This is a genomic window from Micromonospora sp. NPDC003776 (genome assembly GCF_053605645.1).
The window spans coordinates 1-3,176 of record NZ_JBSGJR010000697.1; the positions used below are offsets into that span (position 1 = coordinate 1).

6 protein-coding genes are annotated in these 3,176 nt (G+C 74.6%); 4 read left to right on the forward strand and 2 right to left on the reverse strand.

Annotated elements, in window-relative coordinates; translation table 11 throughout:
* A partial coding sequence (locus tag ACWEVO_RS33525) for an RNA polymerase sigma factor (RefSeq protein ID WP_452311433.1) occupies window positions 1-1,007 on the forward strand: 1,007 nt, incomplete at its 5' end.
* Here ACWEVO_RS33525 and ACWEVO_RS33530 read toward each other — a convergent pair.
* Complete coding sequence (locus ACWEVO_RS33530; RefSeq protein WP_452311434.1) at window positions 974-1,309, reverse strand: YciI family protein; 336 nt, start codon at window positions 1,307-1,309, stop codon at window positions 974-976. The genes ACWEVO_RS33525 and ACWEVO_RS33530 overlap by 34 nt on opposite strands.
* A 119-nt stretch (window positions 1,310-1,428) precedes the next feature.
* On the opposite strand from ACWEVO_RS33530, the gene ACWEVO_RS33535 reads away from it, so the two are divergent.
* Window positions 1,429-1,650, forward strand: a complete 222-nt coding sequence (locus ACWEVO_RS33535; protein WP_452311435.1) for a DUF433 domain-containing protein — start codon at window positions 1,429-1,431, stop codon at window positions 1,648-1,650.
* A gap of 54 nt (window positions 1,651-1,704) precedes the next feature.
* Window positions 1,705-2,211, forward strand: a complete 507-nt coding sequence (locus ACWEVO_RS33540) for an Lrp/AsnC family transcriptional regulator (RefSeq protein WP_452311436.1) — start codon at window positions 1,705-1,707, stop codon at window positions 2,209-2,211.
* Here the strand turns inward: ACWEVO_RS33540 and ACWEVO_RS33545 are convergent.
* Window positions 2,141-2,752 carry a histidine phosphatase family protein gene (locus ACWEVO_RS33545; RefSeq protein WP_452311437.1) on the reverse strand — a complete coding sequence of 204 codons (612 nt, stop codon included), beginning with the start codon at window positions 2,750-2,752 and terminating at the stop codon, window positions 2,141-2,143. The two genes, ACWEVO_RS33540 and ACWEVO_RS33545, sit on opposite strands and share 71 nt — an antisense overlap.
* Before the next feature lie 173 nt (window positions 2,753-2,925).
* On the opposite strand from ACWEVO_RS33545, the gene ACWEVO_RS33550 reads away from it, so the two are divergent.
* On the forward strand, window positions 2,926-3,120 hold the full coding sequence (locus ACWEVO_RS33550) for a CsbD family protein (protein ID WP_452311438.1): 195 nt from the start codon (window positions 2,926-2,928) through the stop codon (window positions 3,118-3,120).
* Window positions 3,121-3,176 lie beyond the last annotated feature (56 nt).

A 3,176-nucleotide genomic window follows, 5' to 3' on the forward strand; every position in this document is an offset into this window, starting at 1 on the left:
GCCGGGACGCGACCGGCCGGGACCGGGCGGCCGCGCTGGCGCGCACCCCGCCGGCCGAGCCCACCGGAGACGACCGACTGGCGCTGCTGTTCGCCTGCTGCCACCCCCGCCTGGCGGAACCGGCCCAGGTGGCGCTGACCCTGCACGCGGTCAGCGGCCTGACGGCCGAACAGATCGCCGCCGCGTACCTGGTCCCCACCGCCACGATGGCCCAGCGCCTGGTCCGGGCCAAACGCCAGCTACGGCGGGACGGGGTGCGGTTCGACCTGCCGCCCGCCGAGGAGTATCCCGCCCGCCTGCGCCCCGTCCTCGCCGTGGTCTACCTGGTCTTCAACGAGGGCTACCTCGCCGCGTCCACGGAGGCGCCGCAGCGACGGGACCTCGCCCGGGAGGCCCTGGAGCTGGCCCGCCAGCTCGCCGACCTGATGCCCCGCGAGCCGGAACCGGCCGGCCTGGCCGCGCTGCTGGAGCTGCACGAGGCCCGCGCCACCACCCGCTTCGACGCCGCCGGCCGGATCGTGCTGCTCGAGGAGCAGGACCGCCGGCAGTGGGACGCCGCCCTCATCGGCGCCGCGGTGGCCCGGCTGCGCCGCGCCGCCGCCCTCGGCCCGCCCGGGCCTTACCAGCTGCAGGCGGCCATCGCCGCCCAGCACGCCCTGGCCCCGACGTACGGGCGAACGGACTGGACGGCGGTGCGCGCCCTCTACGACCTGCTGGACGCGGTGCAGCCGACCCCCGTGGTCCGGCTGGGCCGCGCCGTCGCCACCCGGTACACCCATGGGCCGGCGGCCGCCCTCGCCGAGGTCGACGCGCTCGCCGACCGGTTGCCCGGCTACCGGCTGTGGCACGCCACCCGCGCGCAGCTGCTGCGGGCGCTCGGCCGGGTCGACGAGGCGGTCGAGGCGACCGGGCGAGCGCTCGCGCTGGCCAGCAACCCGGCCGAACGCGAGCTGCTCGCCCGCCGCCTCGCCGCTCAGCCCACGATCGGGCGCACCTCGACGGTGTAGCCGGCGCCGATCGCCGGCCAGGTGGCCGCCACCGCCACGGCCTCGTCGACGTCGTCGGCCTCGAGGTGGATGTACCCGCCGATGATCTCCTTCAGCTCCAGGTACGGGCCGTCGGTCACCACCGGCTGCCCGTCCGCGCCCCGGCTGACGGTCTTCGCGACGGGCGGCGTGTCGAGCTTGGCACCGCCCCGGACGACCTTCCCGGCGGCGTGCCACTTCTCCCACCAGGCCTCGACCTCGTCGATCAGCGCCGGGTCCTTCGCGGCGGCGACGTCGTTCCAGATCAGCATCGTGTAGCGCATGTGTCTCTCCTCGTTCGAGCGGGCGGCCGGGTGCCGCCTCCACCCACTGACGGCTGGGCGGCGCCCCGACTCGACACCGGCGGCGGGAAAATCAGCGGACCGGCCACTAACCTGTGGCGATGGCCTTCCCGCGGATCACCGTCGACCCCGACGTCATGGGGGGTGCGCCCTGCGTGCGGCAGTCCCGGATCCCGGTGGCGACCCTGCTGGCGATGATGGCCGAGGGCATGTCCGTCACCGACATCCTCACCGACCTGCCGTTCCTCGACGAGGAGGACCTGGCCGAGGTGCTCAACTACGCAGCGGACGCGGTCCACGACCGGACGGCCCGCCCAGCGTGACGACCGGCCGGTCGGGTGCGGCAGCGGAGCGTTCTCTCCGGTAGGTTGCACCGCGTGGAGGAGATCGACCGGGCCATCGTCGCCGCACTGACCGGGGACGGTCGGCTGTCGTACACCGACCTCGCCGAGCGGGTGGGGCTGTCGGTGTCCGCCGTGCACCAGCGGGTCCGCCGGCTGGAACAGCGCGGCGTCATCAAGGGGTACGTCGCGCGCGTCTCGTTCGAGGCGCTGGACCTGCCGCTGACCGCGTTCGTGGCGATCCGGCCGTTCGACCCGTCCCAGCCGGACGACGCGCCGGAGCGGCTGGCCCACCTGCCCGAGATCGACTCCTGCTACTCGGTGGCGGGGGAGGACTTCTACCTGCTCTTGGTGCGGGTGGCCGGCCCGGCGGACCTGGAGCGGCTGCTGCAGGAGATCCGGACGGCCGCCAACGTCACCACCCGCACCACGGTGGTGCTGTCCACTCCGTATGAGAACCGGCCGCCGCGGATCAATGGCGACCTGCCAGGTCGGGCGCGGCCCCGGGCGGCGGGGGAGCCGGCTGGTTCCAGCGCAGGATGACGCCCCGGCCGTGCTCGTGACCGAGCACGCTGACCGTGGCGGTGTCCAGCCGCAGCAGCCCGCCGGCGGACGGCGGCAGCCCGATCCAGCGGGCGCCGAGCACCCGCAGGCTGTGCGCGTGCCCGACCAGGGCGACGCTGCCGGCGTCGAGCAGGGGAACGATCCGGGCCAGCACGCGGTCGAGGCGTTCGCCGACCTGGGCCGGTGACTCCCCGCCGGGGCAGCCGTCGGTCCAGATGTTCCAGTGCGGCTGGTCCTCGTGGATGTCCGCGGTGGTGCGCCCCTCGTACTCGCCGTAGTCCCATTCGGCCAGGTCGGGGTCGGCGGCGTCGACCTCGAGGCCGGCGAGATGCGCGGTGCAGAGCGCCCGTTGCCGGGGGCTGGACAGCACCCGGACGAAGCGACGACCGGCCAGCATCGCCGCCAGCGCGCGGGCCTGCCGCTCGCCGTCGGGGGTGAGCTCGAGATCGGTGTACGAGGTGTGCCGGTGGCTGGCGCTCCAGGCGGTCTCGCCGTGCCGGATCAGCAGGATTTCTCCCATCCGTCCAGTTAACCAGTCGGCCGGCTCCGCCGTTCACCTAGTGTCCTAGGACGGCTTAGCCGTGGTGCGCTCCGACACCGGAGCACCCAACGTTTCAGCCGGACCCGACCGGGGACGCGACCAGGGAACGGGCCGTTCGGCCCGGCGTACCGCGGCAGCGGAGGGGGAGTCCCATGAGCTTCACCGACAAGGCGAAGGCCAAGGCCCAGGAGCTGAGCGGCGCCGCCAAGGAGCGGATCGGCGACGTCACCGACAACGAACGGTTGCGGGCGGAAGGGGCCAGCGAACAGAGCACGGCCCGGGCCCGGCAGGCCGGTCAGGACGTCAAGCAGGCCGGCCGCGACGTGAAGGACGCCTTCGAGAAGTGACCCGTACGACGGCGGGCCCCCCGCCGGCACCCCCCCGGCCGCCCCCCCCTGAGGGA